Here is a 20664-nt window from a genome sequence, read left to right as displayed (position 1 = left end):
CGCGGGCCCGGCGTCAGCCGACCTCGTCGACGTAGGAGGTGCCGGCCGCGGCGTGCGGACCGTAGCGCTGCCACTCCTCGCGCAGCCGCAGGCGTCCCTCTGGCGTGAACTCGGGCGTGTTGACGGTGTGCCCGCAGATCACGTCACCGTTCGTAAGCACCATCGTGTATCCCAAGTGGAGGGTGTCGTCCGGCGCGCGCGTCCCGGCGATCGAGCCGCGGCGGACGGCACCACCGGCGAAGTCGGCCCAGACGAGGTCGCCCTCCTGGTGGTACTCGGCGACGGTGTCGGGGTCGCTGTCGGGCTTGCGGAACCTGCGCCCGTTGTAGTCGATCACGCCAGGTACTCCTCGGCCATGACGCCGTCCCACCAGATCGCGTAGTACGAGAAGTCCTCGTCGTGCGGGTTGAGGACGTGGTGGTTCACGTCCCCTGGCATCAGCATCAGGTCACCGGCCGCGAGCACGTGGGTGTGCTCGCCCACGACGACCTCGGCGCGTCCCGCAATCGCGATGAACAGCTCCTGCTCGCGATGCTGGTGCGTGTCGGTGCGATCTCCGGGGCGCAGCACGCACCAGGCGCCGCGGAACGGTGTGGCCAGGCCGGGCCACGGGTGCAGCAGCCTGAGGTCGAGCCCGTGCTCGCGGACGAGGTTCTCCGGCTCGCGCCTGCGGAAGTCCACGTGGTTTGTCGGCATCCCCAACTCCGATCGACGTTCGGCGACGACGCGGACAGTAGGTTCGCGGGCTTCCCGGCCGACAGGGGACGCTTTCCCTTTCGTGCCAGGAACTACTGCCACGAGGTAGGCCCAAACCTCCTTGCCCCCGTGGCGTCTGCAAGTACCGCCAACTCAAGATCATCCAGCACTTTCCTGCCACCAACTCGTCGGCCGCCGCTGCGGGCGGGTTCGTGCCGCCGGCCGGGTTCCAGGGCAGTTGGGTGTAGTTGGGGGCGATTCGATCAAGAGTTGGCGGTACTTGCAGACGCCAACAGCGCCATCTCCTTGGAATCAGGCATCTAGCGGCCCAGCCCCGCGTCGCGGGCGAGCACGATCGCCTGGGCGCGGTCGGCGACGCCGAGCTGAGCGAAGATCGCGGACACCCGGTTGCTGATGGTCTTCGACGCCAGGGTGAACTCGCGCGCGATGGCGACGTTCGACCGGCCGGCGGCGATCCGGTCGAGCACCTCCCGCTCCTTTCCGGTCAGCTGCGGGAAGGGATAAGGCGACCGTTCCACCACCGGGTGCATGAGCGCTCCGAAGCGGGCGGCGATGGTCTTGCCGATGAGGAACTCGCCCGCCGCGACGGCCTGATAGCCGTCAAACTTTGACGACGATCAAAGTTATGCCTCTGCCTCGGCCGCGGTCACCACGGCCGGGAGCAGGCCGGGGAACCGGGCCTCCAGTTCGGCCTCGCGCAACGAGTTCAGCTTGGTCGTGCCCCGGTAGTGCTGCCGGATCACGCCCGCCTCGCGCAGCACGTTGAAGTGGTGGGTGAGGGTCGAGTCCGACACCGGGGTCTCGAACGTGCCGCAGCCCTTCTCACCGCCCGCCTGCGCCAGCTGGCACACGACCATGCGCCGGACCGGGTCCGCCAGCGCCTCCAGGGCCTGCTGCAACGAGACCTCGGACAGCTCGGGGTGCTCCACGGTGCGCGGGGTGGTGCGGGGGCGTGCCACGGTGACTCCTCACGACTTCGACACCGTCGATAGTACGACCGCCGTCGAACCTTCGTGAACGGTCAGCCGGTGCGAACGCCGCTCAGGACCTGCATCGCGTGGCGCTCCCGCTCCGCCAGCTCCGTGAGGATCGCCGAGGCGCGGGTCAGGTGGCCGGGGTCGCCGGTTTCCCCCGCGGCCGTGATGTGCCGCGACACCTCCGTCCACAGTGGAGCGATCTCGGCGTACAGCCGATGGCCGAGGCGGAGGTTGTCGTCGTCGGCGATTTCGGCGGCTTCGGCGAGGAAGTCGCGGTACATCGCGCGGAACAGCGCGCCGCCGGTGCCGCCGCGTTCCATCAGCGTCGCGGCGAGGGGAAGGTCGTGGGACGGGTCGCTCGAGCGGTCGAGCCACCGCGTCACCTGCCGGGCCGCCTTGCCGATGCCGCGGTGGCCGAGGTTGGCGATGGGCGGGGTGAGGAAGGCGTGTGCGTTGGCGGAGACCGCACTCCGGACCGCGTCGCCCAGATCAGGCAGGCCGGTGGGGCAGGCGATGGTGTACGAGAGGTTGCGCGCGGTCATCGGTCCGCGTTCGCCGCGGGCCCTCTCCAGGCTCGCCAGCGTGGTCGTCACGGAGCCGCCCTGCTGGGCGGTGTCGACGAGGTGGGCGTGCGTGTCGTCGTAGCCGCGCATCGCGACGAAATGGCCACCGAAGTGGACCTTCGTGGTGAAGTGGTCCAGGTGGTACGAGTCCAGCTGCAGGCCGGCTGGCCGTCCCGCGGTGATGGCGGTGGTGACGTGCTGCCAGGCCTTGCGGGGCGAGGCGGTCTCCTGGACGTGCAGCGTCAGGCCCAGCCGGTCGGCCGCGGTCCGGGTGAGCGCGAACGGTTTGACGCGACCGCCGAGGAACGGGAAAGCCATGTTCCTGGCGTCCCAGTAGATGAAGCTCAGACCTTCGCCGAGACCGAACAGCATCGGCTCGGACACCTCGACGCCCTCGTGCCGCAGCAGAGCGCCGAGCGCGGTGGTCTCGCAGTGCTGACCGGCGGGGAACGAGACGTTCTCGATGATCACCCCGGCAGCGTCCACCCTCTCACCGTGTGAGGGTCAACCCTCAGGCCGGCGGATCCGTGACGGTGAGGGTCAGGCCCTCGTCGGTGGCGGTGACGACGACGTGCTGCCCGCTGCGCAACTCGTCCGCGAGCAGCGCACGGGACAACCGCCGGTCGAGCTCCTTGGCGATGGTGCGGCGCAACGGCCGGGCGCCGTACTCGGGGACGTGGTCGCGGGTGGCGAGCCAGCCGACCGCGCGGTCGTCCACGTCCAGCGTGATGTTCTGCTCGCGCAGCCGTTGACGGGTGGGGTCGAGCAGCAGCGCGGTGATCTGCCGCAGCTGGGCGGAGTCGAGGCCGCGAAACAGGATGATCTCGTCCAGGCGGTTGAGGAACTCCGGGCGGAAACGACGGCGAACCCCTGCCAGCACCGGCTCGCGCAGCTCTTCGACCGGGACACCCGAGGTGCCCGCCGTGAGCAGCTGGTCGGCGCCGATGTTGCTGGTCATGATGATGACGGTGTTGGCGAAGTCGGCGGTTCGTCCCTGGGCGTCGGTGAGCCTGCCCGCGTCGAGCACCTGCAGCAGGGTGCTGAAGACGTCGGTGTGCGCCTTCTCGATCTCGTCCAGCAGCAGGACCGAGTACGGGCCGCGCCGCACGGCTTCGGTGAGCTGACCGGCGTCCTCGTAGCCGACGTACCCCGGTGGCGCGCCGATCAGCCGCGCGACCGTGTGCTGCTGCGAGAACTCGCTCATGTCGAACCGGATCAGCCGGTCCTGCGAGCCGAAGAGCGCCTCGGCCAGCGCCCGCGCGACCTCGGTCTTGCCCACCCCGGTCGGCCCGAGGAACAGGAAGGAGCCGACGGGCCGGTGCGGGTGCTTGAGGCCTGCCCGCCCCTGGCGGACCGCGTCGGCGACCGCCTCCACCGCCTCGTCCTGCCCGACGATCCGCTGGTGCAGGTGGTCCTCCAGGTGCAGCAACCGATGCCGTTCCGCCTCGGTGAGCTGGGCGAGGGGGATGCCCGTGCTGCGGGACACGACCTCGGCGACGTCGTTCGCCCCGACCTCCGGCGCGTCGGCCAGCGCGGCGCGAGCGGCCTCCAGGTCGGCGACGGCCCGGTCGAGCTCCTCGTCGAGGGCCAGCGCGTCCTCGCCCTGCGCGGCGGCCCGTTCCCGCTCCAGCCGCCGCACCCGCAACTCCGGATCCGGTGGTGCCGCGGACTTCTCGCGCAACCGGACCCGCGCGCCCGCGCGGTCCACCAGGTCGACGGCCTTGTCCGGCAGGAACCGATCGGTGACGTAACGGGCCGAGAGCTGCACGGCGGACACGATCGCCTCGTCCGTGATCCGCACCCCGTGATGCATCTCGTACCGAGCGCGCAGGCCGTGGAGCATGGCGATCGCCTCGTCGGCCGACGGTTCGGCGATCAGGATCGGCTGGAACCGCCGCTCCAGCGCGGCGTCCTTCCTGACGTACCGCCGGTAGTCCTCGACCGTGGTGGCCCCGATGACCTGGAGCCTCCCGGTCGTGAGCACGGGTTTGAGCATGTTCGCGGCATCCATCGGCGCACCCTCGGCACTGCCCGCGCCCACCACGGTGTGCAGCTCGTCGATGAACAGCACCACCATCCGGCCCGTCGCGGCCACCTCCTTGATGACCGCGTCCAGCCGTTCCTCGAACTCGCCCCGGTACTTCGCCCCGGCGACCATGCCCGCGAGGTCCAGGGAGATCAGCCGCCTGCCGCTCAACGTGGCCGGCACCTCGCCACTCGCGATCCGTGCGGCGATGCCCTCGACGACGGCGGTCTTGCCCACCCCCGGATCCCCGATCAGCACGGGGTTGTTCTTGGTGCGCCGCGACAACACCTCGAGCACCTCGTCGATCACGTCCTCCCTCCCGATCACCGGGTCGAGCAGGCCGTCCCGTGCGGCGGCGGTGAGGTCACGCCCGAAGTGGTCCGTGCGCCGCGTCCCGGACTGGGGCTGCCCCAGCCCGCCGAACAGCTTGCCGACCAGGTCCTCCCACGAGTTGGACCCGAAGCCGAACACCCAGTCGTCGCCCACGGCCCGCCCACCTCCAGTCGGTCGAAGGCCTTCGTCTCCGATCCTCCCCCTTGTGAGGCGTGAGCACAGACCAGAGAAGGGCGCACCAGACCGGGCAGGTGCACCGGCAGCTGCCGAAATGCCGCCGGTGCACACCCCCACGGGGTGTTACGGGGTGACCGGTGCGTTGGTGAGGCCCTTCACCGCCCCTGTCACGGTGTTCGACGCGTAGACGACGTTGGGCATCGCCGAGCACTTCGACACCGAGGTGATGTTGATGGCGTACTGGCCGACGCCTCCGAGATCGGAGCGGTTGTCGCGCCAGGTGTTGCCGCAGCCGTTGGGCAGGCTGGGGGTGGTGCTGGTGTTGTGGGTCTCGTAGCCGTTGGCGAAGGTGCCGGGGCTGCGGAACGTGCCCGTGTTGTCCTCGATGACGTACCCGATGCCCTTGACGTCGATCCAGGAGTCGGCCGAGTTCTGGCCGGTGATGCCCTGGCCGTCGAAGGTGTTGCCGCGGATGATCCCCTCGTAGGTGCCTTCCTTGACGTCGATCGCCTCGGCCGCGACGTTCGGGCCGATCTTGTTGCCGAGCACCTGGATCCGGTCGCTGCGGTCGATGCCGCCGGTGTTGCCGTGGCAGGCCCAGTTGGAGTTGGCGGAACCGAGGTACACGCCTTCGCCGTAGCCGGGCTGGACGAGGCCGGTGTCGGTGATGGTGGAGTCGCGGATGACACCGTCGGCGGAGGAGCGGCGGAAGTGGACGGCTTCCTCGTCGACGTGGTGCACCGAGACCGAGTCGATCGTGGTGTGGTGCGAGTTGTCGAGGACGATGCCCTTCTTCGACTCCCGCACGGTGAACCCGGTGAGGTTCCAGTACGGGGAGTTGAAGACCCACAGGCCGTAGCCCGAGTCCCAGCCCGCGGTGGGCGCGGGGCAGGACGGGGCCTCGCCGGTGGGGCCGTCGTTGATGATGACGGCGTCCCGCGGGCCGCTCAGGGTGATGGGCTGGGACGCGGTGCCGGCGCGGCTGTTGGCGACGAACGAGCCGCGGTAGGTGCCCGCCGCCATCTTGATCGTCTGGCCTGGGGTGGCCGCGGCCAGTGCCGCCTGGAGTTGCGCCGCGGTGGAGACGTCGACGGTGCTGCCGCCGCTGCTTGGACTGGTCGTGGCACTGACGGCCGCGCTCGCCGCCGACTTGTTGCCCGCCGCGTCCTTGGCGCGCACGGAGAACGAGTACGCGGTGGCCGGCGACAGGGCGCTGACCGTGGCCGACGTGCCGGTGACGGTCGTGCTGACCGCGCCGCCGAGCAACACCTCGTAGCCGGTGACGCCGACGTTGTCGGTGGAGGCCGTCCACGCCAGCGACACCGAACTGGACGTCACGCCGGTGGACCGCAGACCCGCGGGCACGGTGGGCGCCTGCGTGTCGGTGGGCGGGGTGGTGCCGCCTCCGCACGCCACCCCGTTGATCGTGCAGTTCGTGGGCAGGCTGCCGCCCGAGGCGTTGAAGCCGAACTTGGTGCTGGCGCCGGGTTTGACGGTGCCGTTGAAGCTCGCGTTGGTGAACTTGTGGTGCTGGCCGTTGGATGTGCGGACAGAGCTCCAGGAACTGGTGATCGTGGTGCCGGAGGGCAGGTCGAACTCGACCGTCCACGACGTGCTCGCGGCGTCACCGGAGTTGGTGATCGTCACGTCCGCGCCGTAGCCGCCGTTCCACACCGAGGTCTGGGTGACCGCAGCCTTCAGCACGGGTGCCGCGGCCTCCGCCGAGGCGCTGCTCAGCAGTGCGGCGACCGTCGCGGCCACCCCGGCGAGCGCCAGTGCTCGTGTACCCATCAGTTGCCTCCGCAGGACTTGCCGTTCACGGTGCAGCCGGTGGGGAGGCCGGCGCCCGAGGCGTTGAAGCCGAACTTGGTGCTGGCGCCGGGTTTGACGGTGCCGTTGAAGCTCGCGTTGGTGAACTTGTGGTGCTGGCCCGTGGACGTCCGGACGGAGCTCCACGAACTGCTGACCGTCGTGCCGGAGGGCAGGTCGAACTCGACCGTCCACGACGTCGTCGCGGTGGCACAGCTGTTGGTCAGCGTCACGTCGGCGCCGTAGCCGCCGTTCCACACCGAGGTCTGGGAGATCTTGGCGGTGAGGCACGAACCCGGCGGCGTCGTGCTCGTGGTGGTGGTCGTCGTCGGTGAAGTCGTTGTCGTAGTGGTGGTTGTGGTCGTCGACGTGGTCGTGCTGGTCGGAGGGGTGCCGTTGATCGAGTTGAGGAACAGCGACGCCGCCGAGTCGGTCTTCGTGGCGTCCACGCCGTGGCCGCCGGTGAAGTCGCGCTGCTCGTTGGTGGCCCAGTCGGTGATCGGCGTGCCACCGATGTCGAGGTGCTGGTAGGCCGTGCCGCTCCAGCCGAACTGGTAGATCCGCGCGTGGTCGGCGTAGTAGTCGTTGAACGGGCCGCCGGTCGCCGTCTGCTTGGTCATCGTGTTGTTGAAGAAGACGTTGCGGGGACCGGACGCGCCGGACCACTTCACGGCCTTCTTGCCCGCGCCCCACCAGATCGGGAACCAGTTGGAGTTGTCGGGACCGCCGCCGCCCTCCTCGCCGCAGTTGGCGCGGCAGTTGCCGGAGCGGTGGGCGTAGGGCACCCGGACCGTGTTCAGTTCGAACAGGTTGTTGCGCTCCCAGCCGCCGTGCAGGTTCAGGTCGGAGTCGAAGTCGTTGCCCACCACGACGTTGCCCGCCGCGGACCACTGGAACGTGAAGTGGCGCAGATTGCGCGAGGTGTTGCCCGCGTACAGCGAGTCCCACACCCGCGAGCCGCGGAAGTAACCGTTGCCGCCCTTGCCCTTGTTCCACGAACCGTCGAGCTCGTTGTTCACGATCTGGAGGTTCTTGGCCTCCTCGGTGACGATCGGGTGCGACCCGGTCATCTCCGCCCTGATGCCGCGCACCCAGGAGTTGGCCGCCCACTTGAAGACGATGCCGTGCATCTCCGCGGCGGGCGCCATGTTGCCGTAGTTGTTGATCGAGTCGGCCTGGTTGAGGCCGGGCATCGCCTGGGTGAAGCCGAAGTCCTCGAAGCCGACGCCGACGACCGGGTCCACCAGCGGGGCCACCTTCGAGTCGTACGTCGCCCCGGCGATCGGTGCCGAACCGTCGGAGGTCGAGTTGACCGGGACGTCGAACTCCAGCGGCTTGTCCAGCGTCACCGTGGTGCCCGAGACGGAGACGACGGTGAAAATCTGCTGGCGCATGTGCATGTTCAGCATCGGATACTCGGTTCCGGCGGCGAACTGCTGCTCGTAGAACTTGACCGAGTTGGCGGCTCGGACGTTCACGAACTCGCCGGCCTTGATCCTCGCGACCGACTGCACGTTGATGGTGCGGTCACCGGCCTTGGCGGCGGCGGTCACCTTCGCGCCCACCTTCCAGTGCACGTTGACCGTGCCCTCGAAGATGTCCTTGCGGTTCTCGGGAGCCGCCGCGTAGTCGCTCGCGTAGCTCGGGTCGACGCCCCGTGACTGGACCCGGAACAGGCCGCGGCCCGGCCACAGCCAGCCGCCCTTGCCCTGCCCGGACGTCATGCCGTCCTCGTCCCAGTCCGAACCGTCCGGCGTGAGCGCGTCGTACAGCGTGTTCGCGTCCGGCCGGTAGGTGATCTTCGTGGCGTCCCTGCCCGCGCCGCGGACGATCAGGTGGTCCGCGTCCACGTGCAGCTCGCGCGACACGGCCAGCTCACCGGCTGGCAGCGTGATCAGGCTCAGCTTGGTGTAGCTCGCCGACGGCGAACAGGTCGTCCTGATCGAGTCGATGGCCGACTGCAGGCCGGCCGAGTCGTCCTGGCCGTCGTCTGGCCGGACGCCGAACTGGCTCGCCAGCTCGGCCGCGGTGATCTGGCAGGCCGCGCTGGAGTTGACCTCGCTCGCGCCGGGGAGGTTCTGGCCACCCCGGTACCCGGCCCTGCTCCAGTCGTACAGGCCGCTGACGGGCGCCCGGCGGTTGGCCGCCGAGGTGTCCAGCCCGGTGAGCGCGCCCGCGCCGGGGGCCGCGTCGGCGGCATTCACCAGAACGGCGATGCCCGCCGCGGCGAGTGTGCCCACGATGCTGAGCACGACGGCTCGTCCTAAGCCTTGTTTTCGGGACACACAAGCCTCCAGGGAATTGTCCGGCCGCAGGTGTGGGGCGGTTCACACTGTGGCGGCTGGAATTGTTAATAGCGCATCCCGCTTTCGTCAATGACTGGGCGCGAATCCGTGACGATGTTCGAGTATGTGAAACGTCAGAGATGTGAAATAGGGAATTCTCAAACGTTTGCAAAAACCTGTTGATGGTGTCCGCAAGTGCGGAAATTGAATTGGTGTCCTTGCGCTGGGCCGGTGCGTCAGCGCTCGGCGGCGGTACGCGTCTGCGGGGTGTCCGGCGCGCTGCACCCTTGTGCCGGGCGTCCCGTCGTGCCTATATTTGCCGAAACACCCACATGTAAGCGCTTACATTACCAAGAGTGACATGTAAGCGCTTACATGGAACTATCGGCGACGACAGGGCGGCAGGCAGAGCTATGGCGAAGCAGCACCAGGCCTCACCTGAGGCCCGGCAGGGGGCGACGATCTACTCGGTCGCCGAGCACGCCGGCGTCAGCATCGCCACCGTGTCACGGGTGCTGCAGGGCGTGACGGTCGTGTCCGAGCCCACCCGCCAGAAGGTGCTCGCCGCCGTCGAGGAGCTCGGCTACGTGGCGCTCGGAGCGGCGCGAAGTCTCGCGGTGCGCCATCACGAGGCCCACGGGCTCGTGTTGCCGGAGCTCTCCGGGCCCTATTACGCCGAGCTGCTCATGGGGTTCGAGGCGCGTGCCGCCGAACTCGCTCAGTCCGTCGTGCTCGTGCTCACCGACAGCCGCACCGATCTGGCCGCGGCGGTGCGGCAGCTGGCGACCAGGGTCGACGCCATCGCGGTGTTCGGGTCGGCGCCGATCTCGGCCGACGTGGTGCGGTTGCTGCGCGCCAAGAAGCCGGTCGTCGTCATCGCGGGGGAGCCCCAGGACGGCGTCGAGGCGGTGTCGGCCGAGAATCTGGAGAGCGCGCGGGAGCTCGCCGGGCATTTGCTCGACCACGGGAAGCGGCGGGCGCTCTTCGTCGGCGATCCCGACAGCGGTCCCGACATCCACAACCGGTACGCGGGTTACGTCGCCGCGCACCGGGACCGGGGTCTCGACGCCGCCGAGCCCGTCCGGGTCGCGCTGCGTGAGGCCGAAGGCACTGCCTTCGCGCAACGGATGCTGGCTGGTGCGTACGAGGCGGACGCTCTGATGTGCGCCAACGACGAGCTGGCGTTGTCGATCATGGCCACGCTGCAGGACGCGGGCAGGGACGTGCCCGGTGACGTCGCGGTGGTCGGCTGGGACGACGTCATGACCGCGCGGTACGTGCGGCCCGGGCTGACCACCGTTCGCCAGCCCGTCCACGAACTGGGCGCGCTCGCCGCGGACCGCCTGCACGAACTCGTGAGCGGCGAGCCGCCGCGGTCACGAGCGCAAACGCTGCCGACGCAGCTGGTGGTGCGCTCCTCCTGCGGCTGCCGCGCCGCCACCTGATCACCACCGTCTACTCGAGACGAACGCCGAGAGGAAGCGAAAAGCAATGGTGCGCAAAACTTCCAGGTCGATCGCGGGGGTGTCGGCCCTGGTGCTGGTCCTGGCCGCGTGTGGACGCGGCGACGAGCAGGCCGGCGGCCAGGCGAGCGCCGACATCGCGCAGGGTCCCGCCACCGGCACCATCACGGTCTGGGCCATGGGTGCCGAGGGGGAGAAGCTCCCGGCGCTCGCGAAGGAGTTCGAGGACGCGAACCCCGGCGTCGACGTCCAGGTGACCGCCATCCCGTGGGACGCCGCCCACAACAAGTTCACCTCGGCGATCACCGCCGGCCAGGCGCCCGACGCGGCCATGGTGGGATCGACGTGGATGGGCGAGTTCGCGGGCCTTGACGCGCTCGACCCGACACCCTCGTCGATCGACAAGGGCGCGTTCTTCGAGGGCGCGCAACGCACTACCGAGGTCGGCGGAACCTCCTACGGCATTCCCTGGTACGTCGAGACGCGGCTTCTCTACTACCGCAAGGACCTGGCCAAGACCGCCGGCTATGAGACGCCGCCGAAGGACTGGCCGGGGCTCAAGGAGATGGCCAAGGCCATGCAGGCCAAGGCCGGCGCCAAGTGGGGGATCGGGCTGCAGGCCGGTGGCACCGGCTCGTGGCAGTCGTTGCTGCCCTTCGCGTGGTCGAACGGCGCGTCGCTGACCAAGGACAACGGTGCCGCGTACAACTTCGACAGCCCGGAGATGCGGGAGACGCTGGAGTACTACGGCTCGTTCTTCTCCGAGGGCATCGCGGACAAGCAAGCGCCCGCGCAGCCCACGACCGAACCGGACTTCGTCAGCGGGCGCGTGCCGATGTTCATCTCCGGCCCCTGGATGATGTCCGCGGTCGAGAAGCTCGGCGGGGCCGGCTTCAAGGACAAGTACGACGTCATGCCGATGCCGACCAAGAAGACCTCGTCGAGTTTCGTCGGCGGGTGCAACCTCGTCGTCTTCAAGACGACCAAGAACCGCGACTCCGCCTGGAAGTTCGTCAACTGGCTGGCGAGCCCGCAGGTGCAGGTGAAGTGGTACCAGCAGTCGACGGACCTGCCGTCGGTGAAGAGCGCCTGGCAGGACCCGGCTCTCACCGCAGACAGCAAGCTGGCCACCTTCGGCAAGCAGCTCGACACGGCCCAGTCGCCGCCCACCTTCGCCACGTGGGAACAGGCCATCACCGCGCTCGACACGGAGGTCGAGAAGGTGGCCCGCTCCGGTGCCGACCCGGCCACCGCGCTCAAGGCGGCTCAGTCGTCGGCCGACTCGATCGGCACCGGCCGGTGAGCTTGTCCGTCCCCGCCCGCCGCAGGCGAGGGGTGCAGCGGGCGGCGTGGGGGCTCATCCTCCCGTTCTGCCTGCTGTTCGGAGTCTTCACGGCGTGGCCGGTGGTCCAGTCGCTCTTCATGAGCTTCACCGACACCCGCAACCGCGACCTGCGCACGCCGTTCGCCGTGGAGTTCGTCGGGCTGGACAACTACGTCCAGGCGTTCGCCGACCCGATCTTCCGCACGGCGGCCGCGAACACCGCGTACTTCGTGCTGGTCGGCGTGCCGCTCACGCTGATCATCGCGCTGGCGGCCGCTGTCGTGCTGGACAAGGGGATCACGCGGTTCCGGGCGTTCTTCCGGCTGGGCTTCTACACGCCGGTCATCACGTCGATCGTCGCGGTCGCGGTGGTCTGGCGGTTCCTGCTCCAGGACGAGTTCGGGCTGATCAACACCGTGCTCGGCTGGGTCGGGATCGACGGCCCGAACTGGCTCGGCGACCCGGACTGGTCGATGCCCGCGTTGATCCTCATGGCCGCGTGGCGCAACTTCGGCACCGCCATGATCATCTTCCTGGCCGGGCTGCAGGCGGTTCCCGCGTCGTTGCACGAGGCCGCGTCGATCGACGGCGCAGGGCCGGTGCGGCGGTTCCGGCACATCACGCTGCCGTTGTTGCGCCCGACGCTGCTGTTCGTCTCGGTGACCACGGCGATCGGCTATCTCCAGTTCTTCGAGGAGCCCTACGTCATGACGAACGGCGGTCCGCTCGACTCGACGATCTCCGCGTCGATGTACACGTACCGGCAGTTCGGTTTCGGCAACTACGGCTACGCCTCCGCCATGAGCTATCTGATCTTCGTCGTCATCGCGATCGTGACCGCCCTGCAGTTCCGCCTGCTGCGGGAGAGGGGATGACATGACCAACGCGCGCACGCAGAACCGTTGGTGGCTCTACGTTCCTCTCACGATCGCGCTCGTCGCCGTGGTCGCGCCGTTCGCCTGGATGGTGCTGGGCAGCTTCAAGGGCGAAGGCGAGATCCGCGCCAACCCGCCCACCTGGTTGCCCGAGGCCGCGTCCCTGGACAACTACACGCAACTGTTCTCCCGCTTGCAGTTCGGGACGTACTTCCTCAACTCGGCGATCGTCGCCGTGCTGGTGACCGCCGGGAACCTGCTCTTCTGCTCGATGGTCGGCTATGCGCTCGCCAAGCTGGAGTTCAAGGGCAAACGGGCGTTGTTCGCGGTCGTCATGGCGACCCTGATGATCCCCGGCGTGGTCACGTTCGTGCCGCTGTACGTCCTCGTCGTCAACGCGGGCCTGGCGAACTCGCTGCCCGCGCTGATCCTGCCGTTCCTCGTCTCGCCGTTCGGCGTCTTCCTGATGCGCCAGTTCATCATCGGCCTGCCGGGCGAACTGCTCGACGCGGGACGTGTCGACGGCGCAGGCGAGGTGCGCATCTTCGCCCGGATCATCCTGCCGCTGTGCGGGCCCGCGCTCGCCACCCTCGGCATCCTCACGTTCCTCGGCAGCTGGAACAACTTCCTCTGGCCCCTGGTCGTGGCGCAGCAGGAGAGCCAGTTCACGCTCCCGGTCGCGCTCGCCCTCTACTCGACCGGTCAGAACTCGATCCAGTACGGCCTGCTGCTGGCCGGGGCCACCATCGTCGTCGTCCCGGTCCTGCTCGTTTTCCTCGTCTTCCAGCGGCGCTTCATCGAAGGCATCGCGACCACCGGCATCAAGTGAGAAGTCCACAGTGGATTCATTCAGGAGGGGGACTCACATGACAACGCCAGCCAGGATCACCCGCCGAACCCTGCTCGTCGCGAGTGCGGCCGGCACCGCCGCACTCGCCGTTCCCGCGTCGGCCGCGGCCTCCCCGAGGCACGCCGATCCCGTCCGGATCCGGGGCTGGGCCAGGGACACGTGGCGCAGCCTGGTCGCGATGACTCCGTCGGGCACGGGCCTGCCCGCGGACAACATCCCGGAGTCGCTGGCCGCGTCCGACCGCTCCGGCTACACCTCGCCGACGAACATCGGCGGCTACCTGTGGTCGACGGTCGTGGCCCGCGAACTCGGGTTCATCTCGGCGGCAGAAGCGTCGGCGCGCCTGGTCCGGACGCTCACGACCCTGGACAGGATGGAACACCACGTTCCGAGCGGCATGTACTTCAACTGGTACGACGAGGAGACCGGCGAAGCATTACGTGCGTGGCCCGGCACTGGCGCCACGGTCCACCCGTTCTGCTCCAGCGTCGACAACGGCTGGCTCGGTGCGGCACTGCTCGTCGTGGCGGGAGCAGACCGTGCGGCAGCAGGCCTGGCCCGGCGGCTCTTCGCCCGCATGCGGTGGGACGCCTTCTACAACCCCGGCGACGACCCCGCGCACCCCGTGCGGCCGGGCGGCCTGATCCACGGCGGGTTCTTCCCGTTCGACCACGACCGCCCCGGCGGGGTGTACCAGGGCACGCACATCGGCGGCGACCCCGTCTGGCTGACCACCCACCACTACGACACCACCGTGTCCGAAACGCGCATCACCAGCTACCTCGGCATCATCACCGGCCAGATCCCGCCGAAGCAGTACTTCGCGATGTGGCGGACCTTCCCGGCGTCGTGCGACTGGTCGTGGCACGAGACGCAGCCGGTGGGGGAGAACCGGACCTACTACGGCATCGAGGTCTTCGAAGGCGCCTACACCTATCGCGGCATGCGGATCGTGCCCGGCTGGGGCGGCTCCATGTTCGAGGAGCTGATGCCGGACGTGTTCGTGCCCGAGGCGAAGTGGGCGCCGAGGTCGTGGGGCCGCAACCATCCGCTGCACGTCCGAGCTCAGCGGGAACACGGGCTGATCGAGGCGAAGTACGGCTTCTGGGGCTTCAGCCCGTCCAGCAACCCCGCCGGCGGGTACCGCGAGTACGGCGTCGACGCGCTCGGCATGGGTCCGGGCAACGAGCCGGGGAACCCGGCCAACGGCTACTTCTCCGACCAGGAGATGACGAACTACGACGTCGGCTTCGGCTCGTGCCGCCCGGCCACCGCGCCCACGCCCGTGTTCGGCGACGGTGTGGTCACCCCGCACGCGGCCTTCCTGGCGATGATGCACGAGCGCGACGAGGCCTACACCAACCTGGTCGGCATCCAGGAGGACCTGCGCGCCTACGGCAGGGGCGGCTTCTTCGACGCGGTCGCCGTGCGGTCGGGCGCCATCGCGCGGCGTTACCTGTCCCTGGACCAGGCGATGGTCATGGGGGCGATCGGGAACGTGCTGTGCCGGGACGTGATCCGGCGATCGTTCTCGACCCCGGCCGTCGAACGGGCGCTCCGTCCGGTGATCGGTGTCGAGGAGTTCGGCGCGAGCCGAGTCTGAACAGCTGTGGAGGTAATGGCATGCGGCCGGTGAGGCTGATTTCCGAGGACGGCGTCGAGTACCGCGACCTCAACGGCAACGGCGTCATGGACCCCTACGAGGATCCACGCCTGCCCGTGGCCGAGCGCGTGGCGGACCTGCTGGGGCGCCTGTCGTTGGAGGAGAAGGCCGGCCTGCTGTTCCACACCGTCATCGAGGCGGGCACGGACGGCACGGTGAAGGAGGCTCCCGGCGCCATCAGCAAGTCGCCCACGAGCGTCGTGGTGGGGCAGAAGCACCTGACGCACTTCAACGTGCACGCTCTCCACGACGCACGGATGGCGGCGCGCTGGTACAACAACCTCCAGCTCATCGCCGAGAGCACACCGCACGGAATCCCGGTGACCATCTCCACCGACCCGCGGCACGCGTTCCTGGAGAACGCCGGGGTTTCGTTCACCGCCAAGGCTTTCTCCCAATGGCCCGAGTCGCTCGGTCTCGCCGCGCTCGGCGATCCGTCCCTGGTGGAACGGTTCGCGGACATCGCCCGCCAGGAGTACCTCGCGGTCGGCATCCGCTGCGCCCTGCACCCGGCGATCGACCTGGCCACCGAACCGCGGTGGGCCAGGCAGGCGGGCACGTTCGGACAGGACTCGGCACTGACGGCCGAACTGGCCGTGGCGTACGTGCGCGGGTTCCAGGGCGAGTCCCTGGGACCCGAATCGGTCGCCTGCACCAGCAAGCACTTTCCCGGCGGCGGCCCGCAGAAGGACGGCGAGGACGCGCACTTCCCGTACGGCCGCGAGCAGGTCTACCCCGGCGGACGGTTCGACGACCACCTGGCACCGTTCCGGGCGGTCGTCGAAGCGGGCACCGCGGCGGTGATGCCGTACTACGGGATGCCCGTCGGCCTGGAGGTGGACGGCGAGGCGATCGAGGAGGTGGGCTTCGGCTACAACCGCCAGGTGGTCACCGGAATGCTGCGCGACCGCCTCGGGTTCGACGGCGTGGTGCTCACCGACTGGGAACTCGTGATGGACAACCACGTCGGCGACAAGGTGCTCCCCGCACGGGCGTGGGGCGTCGAACACCTCGACGCGCACGGGCGGATGGAACTCATCCTCGCCGCGGGCGCCGACCAGTTCGGCGGCGAGGAATGCGTCGAGGTGCTGCTCGAACTGGTGGCTCAGGGCCGTGTCACGGAGGCGCGGATCGACGAGTCGGCCCGCAGGCTTCTCACGATGAAGTTCCGCCTGGGGCTCTTCGACGACCCCTTCGTCGACGAGGACCGGGCGGCGGAGATCGTGGGACGGCAGGACTTCCGCGACGAGGGTCACCTCGCGCAGGCGCGTTCGGTCACGGTCCTGCAGCAGGGCGAGAACGCGGCGAGGTTGCCGCTCAAGCCAGGGCTGAAGCTGTACGTGGAGAACGTCTCACCGGAGGTCGCCGCGCGCTTGGGAACCGTTGTCGCCACACCGGAGGAGGCCGACGTGGCGCTCGTGCGGCTCATGGCCCCGTTCGACCCGCGGTCGGACCTGTTCCTGGAGTCGTGGTTCCACCAGGGTTCGCTCGACTTCCCGCCGGGCCTGGCCGCGCGCCTCGCCCGGATCTCCGCGGCCTGCCCGTTGGTCGTCGACGTGACGCTGGACCGTGCGGCGGTCCTGACCCCGTTGCTCCAGGTCGCGTCGACGTTGGTGGTCAGTTACGGCACCACGGACGAGGCCTTGGCCGATGCGCTGTCGGGCGTCGTCCCGCCGCGGGGCAGGCTTCCGTTCGACCTGCCGCGGTCGATGGAGCAGGTGCGCCGCCATCCTGAGGACGTCGCGGGGTACGAGGATCCGCTCTTTCCCTTTGGACACGGGCTGCTCCCGGGGTGACCGCGACCCGCTTCCGGGTCTGGAACGGCCGTTGCCGGCCGCTGCGTGGGCAGCGACCGGCGACGTTGGTGCCACTTCGGTCAGGTCAGCCACCGACCTGCGCGATGCTCCAGCTCCAGGAGTTGTCGGTGCCGGGGCAGTACCGCTGCCGGCCGGTGCCTTCCCAGGTGTAGTTGGTCTCCGCGTGCGAGCCATCGCTCATGGAGCACATGAAGATGGAGAGTGCGTACTTCGGGCTCAACGTGCTGTTGAGCATGTGGGGGTCCGCAGGCTTCTGGTCTGACTTGAAGCCGAACCACGTGGTCCACGACTGGACGAGAACGTAGTCCTCCTTGCACTCCTTCAGGATCACGATCTCCTCGGTCCTGGCGAACCCGTCGGGTTGCAGACACTGTCCGGTCAGCCGGTTCTTCAGCTTGTAGTCGTAGTTGGTCACCGTGCCGGCGTTGATCTTTTCCTGCCAGACGCGCACCAGGTGGAAGACCCAGTTCTCGCGGAACTCGCCGTCACAGCTCTTCTGGACAGCCGGGATCCTGCCCTTGGAGTCGGGTTCGCCCACGGTCAGGCACTTGCCGGTGTACTGGTTGACCACCTTGGCGATGCGGTCCTCCGGCCAGATCTCGCCCGGTACGAAGGCGACCGCGTCGAACGCGATCTCCTTGCCGTTGCCGGCGCTGTTCATCGAGCTCAGCGAGACCTTCGGATTGGTGGCGAACTTGAAGGTGCCGAGGCTCACCCACGGCGTCCACGCCACCGGAGGCCGGGACGCCACCTGCTGCGGGCCATCCGCCGTGTAGACCGTGTAGACGGGTGGCGAGGAGTTCTGCCACGTCCGCTTGGGTTGGTGGACCCACACCTCCACCGGGGTGCTGAGGGTGCGTCCCAGTGTCCAGGTGGCCTTCATCTGCAGCTTGCGGCCTTCGTCGTTGTCCCCGTAGGCGTGGGTGAACCAGAAGTGCCCGCCGTAGCCGCTGGTCGCCTGGTGCAGGTCGATGCGCGACGGTTCCCTGCCCTGGGCGTCCTTGCCGAACTCGATCGTGAACGTCCCGTCGGCGAAGTTGAGCCGCCGGCAGGAGCGGTACGTGGGCGGGGAGTTGAAGGCCGGCCCGATCTCCCTCGGCACGTCGTCGACCACCATCGCGTCACCCGGCAGAGCCGCCCCCTCGCACGTCGGCTCGGAACTGATGCCGTCGGCGGGTTCGTCGCGGTAGTCCGGGTAGTAGCGCAACGACTCGTTGCCGCACTCCAGGTCGCACTTGAACTTCCACGTCGCCGGCTTGTGCCACCAGCACTTCAGGTCGTACTGACCGGCGGAGTTCAGGTGGGCACACGGTCCGGCGGGTTCACCGACGACCTCGGGAGCGTTGGGAAGGTTCTCCTCACCGGGGAAGCAGTTGTTGTCGACGGTGCAGAAGGTCTCGATCCACGGCTTGACCCTCGCCTTGTACTCGTCGGTGTTCCACCAGGCGTTGTTGAAGAACGGCACTTCCTTGTTCGCGTCCTCGAACCCCGACGGCGGGTTGGCGGCGAAGCCCATCACCTTCTCCGGGTAGGGCCACTTCTGCGGGGTCGCGAAGTCCCGCGGGTACTTGCCGAACTCGTGCCGGTCGACCGCGTATCGCCGGTTCGCCGGGTTGTTGCCCCAGCCGAGACCCCAGGCGAAACCCGCGCCTGCCTCGCCGGGCTGGTGGAAACCGGAGTTGTACGCCCACACCGCGCCGAACCAGTTCTCCAGCTTCGACGGGTCGTTGTTGTTGATGGTGACGCCGGCGTCCTGGAGCTGGTTCCACTTCTGCTGCAGGATGCGCAGGCCGGAGGCCACGTTGGCGGCGTAGTCGGTGGCCACGGCCACCTGCTGGCCGTACGGCAGCGCGGTCTCACCCGGCCGCTCACGGCCGGCCAGGCGCATGCCGTCGGTGGTCTGGGAGACGCCGTAGCCGCAGTCGGCCTTGGAGAAGTCGATGTCCCAGTCGTCGGCTTCGGTGCCGTTGTAGATGTCGTTGCCGTAGTAGTTGCCGATCAACGGGTTCGCGTACTCACCGGGCAGCACGAGCTTGCTCGCCTGCCAGAGGTTCGACTCCTGACCGAGGATGCCGAGCAGCACCTGGACCGGAACCGTGCCGTTGTTGGTGTTCTTCAGCGGGATCGGCGGGAACATCGTCTGCGGCGTGTAGCCGAAGCCCTGGCCGTTGTTGTGCCAGTTGTTGGCCCGCTGCGCGTTGTCCTTCAGCTGACCGTACACCGCCCAGTTGGCGGCCCACTCGACCTGCTTCGGCTTGGGCTGGTAGACCTGCTTGCCCAGGTCGTTGCGCTTGATCGCGCAGGTGGCCGCGGCCTCGCTCATGTCCTGGCCGAGGGCCTGTGCTCCCAGGCTCGGCTCGGTGGCGGCCTTCGCCTGCTCCTTGGCCGGCGCCGCGGTGTTCGCCGCGGGGTCGACGGTGAACCCGACGTCCTTGCCCGTCTTGGTGCTCTTGGCCCTGATGTGCACCTTCTCGGGCTTGCCGGGCGTCAGGGAGAACACGCCGGGCGTCTTGCCGTCCGCCCGCCCGACCTCGGTGACGGCCGCGTCACCGCGCACCGAGAGCTGTGCGTCGGCCGGAAGGTCCATTTTGGACACGACCGCCGGGAGCTTCTCGACCTTGTCGGGCGACCCGGTGATGACGACCTTGCCACCGTGCACGCGGCTGATGGCCAGCCGGCCGGCCTTGCCGGACGCGAGGGTCGCCGCCTCGGCCTCCTTGGTGGCGTCGGCCGCGATCCGGCGCACCCGGTTGGTCCTGTCGTCACCCTCGAGGTAGACGACGCCGTTCTCGGCGTCGGGCCTGAGCTCGAACGCCCCGCCCTTGGTCTTCGTGAGCTTGGTGCGGGTGCCGTCGTCGGCGATGCGCTGGACCATCGCACCGGCGGCCGCCACGATGCCGCTGCGAGTGGGAACGGCCGACGTGACCTGTCCCTGCACCTCGATGCGCTTGCTCAGCGCACCGGACGCCGCGTCGATCTTGACCAGGCCGGTCTTGCCCTTGTCCTCGGTGGCGTCCTGGGTGAGAACGGCCGTCTCGTCGAGTCCGCAGCCGGGGCTGAAGTACGCGAGGGTCGCGCGGATCGGGAGCTTCTTCACCTCACCGCTGTTGAGATCGACGGTCGCGGTGAACGCACCGCGCGCCATCAGTGCTTCCTTGTTCGTGTACGTCCTCGGCGCGTACGCCACGACCGCGCGGTCACCGGAGCCGGTCACGCACGCGTTCCCGATCCACAGGTCGGCCTCGACGGCCGGGTGGTTGAGCGTCGCGACGGTCTTCCAGGCATAGCCGGTCCTGGCGGTCGCCACCATCACGTGGAAACCGGTCTGGTCACCGATCGTCGTCCACATCCGGTCGGCGGAACCCTGCCAGTCCTTGCCGATGACCTCCTGCCGCTTCTCCGCCGCCACAACCGGCGGATCGGCCGGCTTCGCCTTGTCCGCGGCCTTGTTCGCCTCCGGCTCCGCGACCGCCGTGGTGGCGCCGGTGAGCATGAGCGCCGCGGTGCCGAGTGCGACACCGCGCCACAGCGCTCGTCTTCTTCGTGTTGCTGCCATCAAATCCCCCAGGACTTGTCGATGATGGACTTGTCGCCGGGCAGCGGAAGATTCCGCGCACACGACAGCGACGCCCCGACCGAAGTCGGAGGCGTTCGAGTGCACGGTGAAATGACGCGAGCCTCAGCTCGCGATCCCCCAGACTGACAACGACAGGCCCCCAAGCACAGCGAAGCTAACTAGCGTGTGCGAACGGTGTCAAGATCGGTGCTCTCGGTTGCGAACGAGG

Annotated in this window: 15 protein-coding genes; 6 read left to right on the top strand and 9 right to left on the bottom strand. The window is 68.8% G+C overall.

Going from position 1 to position 20664, the window contains the following annotated elements:
* Positions 1–13: 13 nt before the first annotated feature.
* From SK803_RS34620 to SK803_RS34585, 8 genes are all read right to left on the bottom strand, one after another.
* Entirely contained in the window at positions 14–337 is a 324-nt protein-coding gene (locus SK803_RS34620) for a hypothetical protein (RefSeq protein WP_319970398.1), read from the bottom strand.
* Positions 334–696, bottom strand: coding sequence for a cupin domain-containing protein (locus SK803_RS34615; RefSeq protein ID WP_319970397.1), 363 nt, complete (start codon positions 694–696; stop codon positions 334–336). The genes SK803_RS34620 and SK803_RS34615 overlap by 4 nt, the downstream gene beginning before the upstream one ends.
* 320 nt (positions 697–1016) lie before the next feature.
* Positions 1017–1247, bottom strand: a complete 231-nt coding sequence (locus SK803_RS34610; RefSeq protein ID WP_406601625.1) for a response regulator transcription factor — start codon at positions 1245–1247, stop codon at positions 1017–1019.
* Between the two features lie 93 nt (positions 1248–1340).
* Entirely contained in the window at positions 1341–1676 is a 336-nt protein-coding gene (locus SK803_RS34605; protein WP_319970396.1) for an ArsR/SmtB family transcription factor, read from the bottom strand.
* A 62-nt stretch (positions 1677–1738) separates the two neighbouring features.
* Positions 1739–2743, bottom strand: a complete 1005-nt coding sequence (locus SK803_RS34600) for a BtrH N-terminal domain-containing protein (RefSeq protein ID WP_319970395.1) — start codon at positions 2741–2743, stop codon at positions 1739–1741.
* A 25-nt stretch (positions 2744–2768) separates the two neighbouring features.
* Entirely contained in the window at positions 2769–4769 is a 2001-nt protein-coding gene (locus SK803_RS34595; protein ID WP_319970394.1) for an ATP-dependent Clp protease ATP-binding subunit, read from the bottom strand.
* 147 nt (positions 4770–4916) lie between these two features.
* Entirely contained in the window at positions 4917–6584 is a 1668-nt protein-coding gene (locus SK803_RS34590; RefSeq protein WP_319970393.1) for a cellulose binding domain-containing protein, read from the bottom strand.
* Positions 6584–8854: a cellulose binding domain-containing protein gene (locus tag SK803_RS34585; RefSeq protein ID WP_319970392.1), complete on the bottom strand. Its 2271-nt coding sequence runs from the start codon at positions 8852–8854 to the stop codon at positions 6584–6586. The genes SK803_RS34590 and SK803_RS34585 overlap by 1 nt, the downstream gene beginning before the upstream one ends.
* 446 nt (positions 8855–9300) lie before the next feature.
* Between SK803_RS34585 and SK803_RS34580 the strand changes: the two genes are divergently transcribed.
* From SK803_RS34580 to SK803_RS34555, 6 genes are read left to right on the top strand one after another with little or no spacing between them, the layout of a single operon-like run.
* Entirely contained in the window at positions 9301–10332 is a 1032-nt protein-coding gene (locus SK803_RS34580; RefSeq protein ID WP_319970391.1) for a LacI family DNA-binding transcriptional regulator, read from the top strand.
* A 46-nt stretch (positions 10333–10378) separates the two neighbouring features.
* Positions 10379–11653, top strand: a complete 1275-nt coding sequence (locus SK803_RS34575) for a sugar ABC transporter substrate-binding protein (protein WP_319970390.1) — start codon at positions 10379–10381, stop codon at positions 11651–11653.
* Complete coding sequence (locus tag SK803_RS34570) at positions 11650–12549, top strand: carbohydrate ABC transporter permease (protein ID WP_319970389.1); 900 nt, start codon at positions 11650–11652, stop codon at positions 12547–12549. Before SK803_RS34575 ends, SK803_RS34570 begins: the two co-directional genes overlap by 4 nt.
* Position 12550: 1 nt before the next feature.
* Positions 12551–13378 (top strand): carbohydrate ABC transporter permease, encoded by an 828-nt coding sequence (locus SK803_RS34565; protein WP_319970388.1) that lies wholly within the window; start codon positions 12551–12553, stop codon positions 13376–13378.
* 37 nt (positions 13379–13415) lie between these two features.
* Positions 13416–15002, top strand: coding sequence for a glucoamylase family protein (locus SK803_RS34560; RefSeq protein WP_319970387.1), 1587 nt, complete (start codon positions 13416–13418; stop codon positions 15000–15002).
* Between the two features lie 29 nt (positions 15003–15031).
* Positions 15032–16858 carry a glycoside hydrolase family 3 protein gene (locus tag SK803_RS34555; RefSeq protein WP_319970386.1) on the top strand — a complete coding sequence of 609 codons (1827 nt, stop codon included), beginning with the start codon at positions 15032–15034 and terminating at the stop codon, positions 16856–16858.
* A gap of 85 nt (positions 16859–16943) precedes the next feature.
* Here SK803_RS34555 and SK803_RS34550 read toward each other — a convergent pair whose 3' ends face one another.
* On the bottom strand, positions 16944–20435 hold the full coding sequence (locus tag SK803_RS34550) for an RICIN domain-containing protein (RefSeq protein WP_319970385.1): 3492 nt from the start codon (positions 20433–20435) through the stop codon (positions 16944–16946).
* Positions 20436–20664: the final 229 nt, after the last annotated feature.

The organism is Lentzea miocenica (assembly GCF_033949945.1).
In the GTDB taxonomy this organism is placed as follows: domain Bacteria; phylum Actinomycetota; class Actinomycetes; order Mycobacteriales; family Pseudonocardiaceae; genus Lentzea; species Lentzea miocenica.
This window is presented reverse-complemented; position numbering and strand designations above follow the sequence as displayed.